General features: G+C 70.3%; 4 protein-coding genes. All 4 read right to left on the bottom strand.

What is annotated here, in order from left to right; translation table 11 throughout:
* Positions 1-30 precede the first annotated feature (30 nt).
* Positions 31-915, bottom strand: coding sequence for a succinate--CoA ligase subunit alpha (gene sucD, locus H5J33_RS26145; RefSeq protein WP_030600937.1), 885 nt, complete (start codon positions 913-915; stop codon positions 31-33).
* A 26-nt stretch (positions 916-941) separates the two neighbouring features.
* Entirely contained in the window at positions 942-2117 is a 1176-nt protein-coding gene (sucC, locus tag H5J33_RS26140; RefSeq protein WP_030789386.1) for an ADP-forming succinate--CoA ligase subunit beta, read from the bottom strand.
* Positions 2118-2497: 380 nt separating this feature from the next.
* A complete protein-coding gene (locus tag H5J33_RS26135; RefSeq protein WP_258565409.1) occupies positions 2498-3709 on the bottom strand; it encodes a VWA domain-containing protein in 1212 nt (403 codons plus the stop codon).
* The coding region (locus H5J33_RS26130; RefSeq protein ID WP_258565408.1) for a DUF5682 family protein at positions 3706-4077 on the bottom strand (372 nt) is incomplete at its 5' end. The genes H5J33_RS26130 and H5J33_RS26135, both read right to left, overlap by 4 nt.

Below are 4077 nucleotides of genomic sequence, written 5' to 3'. Positions count from 1 at the left end.
GCGGGCCTGCCGACGAGCGACCGGGGCCGGTCAGGCCGAGAGGATCTCCCGGGCCAGCTTCGCCGTCTCGGTCGGGGTCTTGCCGACCTTGACGCCGGCGGCCTCCAGGGCCTCCTTCTTGGCCTGTGCGGTGCCGGAGGAGCCGGAGACGATGGCGCCGGCGTGACCCATGGTCTTGCCCTCCGGCGCGGTGAAGCCCGCGACGTAACCGACGACCGGCTTCGTCACGTTCTCCTTGATGAACGCCGCGGCACGCTCCTCGGCGTCGCCGCCGATCTCACCGATCATCACGATGAGGTCGGTCTCGGGGTCGTCCTGGAACGCGGCCAGGGCGTCGATGTGCGTGGTGCCGATGATCGGGTCGCCACCGATGCCGACGGCGGTGGTGAAGCCGATGTCCCGCAGCTCGTACATCATCTGGTACGTCAGCGTGCCGGACTTCGACACCAGGCCGATGCGGCCCGGCTTGGTGATGTCGCCCGGGATGATGCCGACGTTCGACTGGCCCGGGGTGATGATGCCGGGGCAGTTCGGGCCGATGATGCGGGTCTTGTTGCCCTTCTTGCCGGCGTACGCCCAGAACGCGGCCGTGTCGTGCACGGCGATGCCCTCGGTGATGACGACGGCCAGCGGGATCTCGGCGTCGATGGCCTCGACGACCGCGTCCTTGGTGAACTTCTCCGGCACGAAGATGACGGAGACGTTGGCGCCGGTGGCCTCGATGGCCTCCTTGACGGTGCCGAAGACGGGTACCTCGGTGCCGTCGAAGTCCACGGTCTGACCCGCCTTGCGCGGGTTCACGCCGCCCACGACGTTCGTGCCGTCACCGAGCATGAGCTTGGTGTGCTTCATGCCGGTGGCGCCGGTCATGCCCTGGACGATGACCTTGCTGTCCTTGTTGAGCCAGATAGCCATGGTGGTTTGAGTCCTCGTCCTCGTACTTACTTGGCGGCGGCCAGCTCGGCGGCCTTGTCGGCCGCGCCGTCCATGGTGTCGACGCGCTGCACCAGCGGGTGGTTGGCGTCCGTGAGGATCTTCCGGCCCAGTTCGGCGTTGTTGCCGTCGAGACGGACGACGAGCGGCTTCTCGACCTTCTCGCCGCGGTCCTCCAGGAGCTTCAGGGCCTGCACGATGCCGTTGGCGACCTCGTCGCAGGCGGTGATGCCGCCGAAGACGTTCACGAAGACGGACTTCACGTCCGGGTCGCCCAGGATGATCTCCAGGCCGTTGGCCATCACCTGGGCGGAGGCGCCGCCGCCGATGTCCAGGAAGTTGGCGGGCTTGACGCCGCCGTGCTTCTCACCGGCGTACGCGACGACGTCCAGGGTGCTCATGACGAGACCGGCGCCGTTGCCGATGATGCCGACCTCGCCGTCCAGCTTGACGTAGTTGAGGCCCTTCTCCTTGGCAGCCGCCTCGAGCGGGTTGGCGGCGGCCTTGTCGTGGAGCTCGTCCCAGTCGTGGCGGAACTCGGCGTTGTCGTCCAGCGACACCTTGCCGTCGAGGGCGATGACCTCACCGGAGGCGACCTTGGCCAGCGGGTTGACCTCGACCAGGAGGGCGTCCGACTTGATGAAGGTGTCCCACAGCTTGACCAGGACGTTCGCGACCTTGTCCGCGACCTCGGCCGGGAACTTGGCGGCCTCGACGATCTCGCGGGCCTTGGCCTCGTCCACACCGTCGATGGCGTCGATCGCGATCTTGGCGACGGCCTCGGGGCGGGTGGCCGCCACCTCCTCGATCTCCATGCCGCCCTCGACGGACGCGATGGAGAGGAAGGTGCGGTTGGCGCGGTCGAGGAGGAAGGAGACGTAGTACTCCTCGAGGATCTCCGGGGCGGTCTCGGCGATCATGACCTTGTGGACCGTGTGGCCCTTGATGTCCATGCCGAGGATGTCCGTCGCACGGGCGACGGCCTCGTCCGGAGTGGCGGCCAGCTTCACGCCACCGGCCTTACCGCGGCCACCGACCTTCACCTGCGCCTTGACGACGGACTTGCCGCCGAGCCGCTCGGTGATCTCGCGCGCCGCCTCAGGCGTGTCGATGACTTCACCGGCCAGCACCGGTACATCGTGCTTGGCGAAGAGGTCCCTCGCCTGGTACTCGAACAGGTCCACGCGCTTCCGTCCCTATCAGTGATCTCGCGGTTCGTTGGATGCGTGGGCGTGCCGCGAAGGGCAACGTGACGTCCGCTTGTCACAAGGGAGGCGCACACGGTGTCCGAGCGCGCGGCATGTCCGTCTCGCAGGTTATCGCCGGTTGCGGGGGCTCCCTAAATCGAGGGTCACACACGCGCGGTGATACCTGTCACATGATGCCGCGTTCACTGGCACGGGGTGCCGTCATATGGGTGCGGTTGCGTGCCCGGCGGGTGGTGTGCGCGGCTCTGGTCGACTCTGCTCGGTTCTGATCGGCTCTGCGCGGGCTCACCGGGCGGGGACGGGCCCGGTGACACGCGCGGCTCCGGACGGCTCGGGCGGAAGGCGGTCGTTCGAGGTCAGGCCGGATCGGGGAGGGGCAGCGGGCGTTTCTCCAGGGCCGCCGCCATCACCTCGGGGAACAGGTCGGGGGTGCAGGCGAACGCCGGTGCGCCGAGCGCGGCGAGCGCCGCCGCGTGCTCCCGGTCGTACGCGGGCGCGCCCTCGTCCGACAGCGCGAGCAGCGCCACGAACTGCACCCCGGACGCCTTCATCGCGGCGACCCGCTTGAGCATCTCGTCGCGGATGCCGCCCTCGTACAGGTCGCTGATCAGCACGACCACGGTCTCGGCCGGCCGGGTGATCCGCTCCTGGCAGTAGGCGAGCGCCCGGTTGATGTCCGTACCGCCGCCGAGCTGGGTGCCGAAGAGCACGTCGACCGGGTCGTCCAGCTGGTCGGTGAGGTCGACGACCGCCGTGTCGAAGACGACGAGCCGGGTGCTGATCGACCGCATGGAGGCGAGGACCGCGCCGAACACCGACGCGTACACCACGGACGCCGCCATCGACCCGGACTGGTCGATGCAGAGCACGACCTCCTTCTTCACCGATCGCGCGGCCCGCCCGTAGCCGATCAGCCGCTCGGGTACGACCGTGCGGTACTCCGGCAGGTAGTGCTTGAGGTTCGCCGCGATGGTGCGGTTCCAGTCGATGTCGTGGTGGCGCGGGCGCCGGACGCGCGCGCTGCGGTCCAGGGCGCCGGTGAGGGTGGCCCGGGTGCGGGTGGCGAGCCGCTTCTCCAGCTCCTCGACCACCTTGCGCACCACCGCGCGGGCCGTCTCCCGGGTCGTCTCCGGCATCGCCTTGTGCAGCGAGAGCAGCGTGCCGACCAGGTGCACGTCGGGCTCCACCGCCTCGAGCATCTCCGGCTCCAGCAGCAGGGAGGCCAGACCGAGCCGGTCGATGGCGTCGCGCTGCATGACCTGGACGACGGAGGACGGGAAGTAGTCGCGGATGTCCCCGAGCCAGCGCGCCACGGACGGCGCCGAGGCACCGAGCCCGGCCGAACGGTCCCGCCCGGCCTGCGCCTTGTCGCCCTTGCCGTAGAGCGCGGCCAGTGCGCCGTCCATCGCCGCGTCCCGGCCGGACAGCGTGTGTCCGGTGCCGTCGGCCTGGTCCCCGCCGAGCACCAGCCGCCAGCGCCGCAGCCGCTCCCGCGTGGGGTCGGCCGCCGGTGCCGGTACCGGTGCCGATGCCGGTACCGATGCGTGTCCGGCCGTCGTGCCCGTCATGTGCCCACCCCCGCGAGGCTCTCGTGATCTGTCGTGTCCGTCGTCCCCGTCGCGTCCGTGCCGTCGTCCGCCGCCAGGCCGAGCAGCAGCCGCACCACGGGCAGCACGGCGTCGGCGCGCGCGGTGTCCGGTTCGGCGGCGAAGCCGGGGACCACGGCCGCCTGAACGGCACCGCCCGGACGGTCGCCGGGGCCGCGCCGGACCAGTTCGCCGAGGGTTCTGCGCACCCCCGGCTCGTACGCCGCGAAAGTGCGCCGCAGCAGGGGGAGTACGTCGGTGAAGGCGTCCGCCGGCACCCCGGTCAGCCAGGTGTCGAGCAGACCGAGCAGCCGCTCGTCGTGGACCAGCAGCAGTCCGCCCCCGCCGCC

This window comes from Streptomyces sp. WELS2 (assembly GCF_013870595.1).
Classification (GTDB): Bacteria; Actinomycetota; Actinomycetes; order Streptomycetales; family Streptomycetaceae; genus Streptomyces.
The sequence above is the reverse complement of the archived record's forward strand: the minus strand, read 5'-3'. Positions and strand labels throughout refer to the sequence as shown.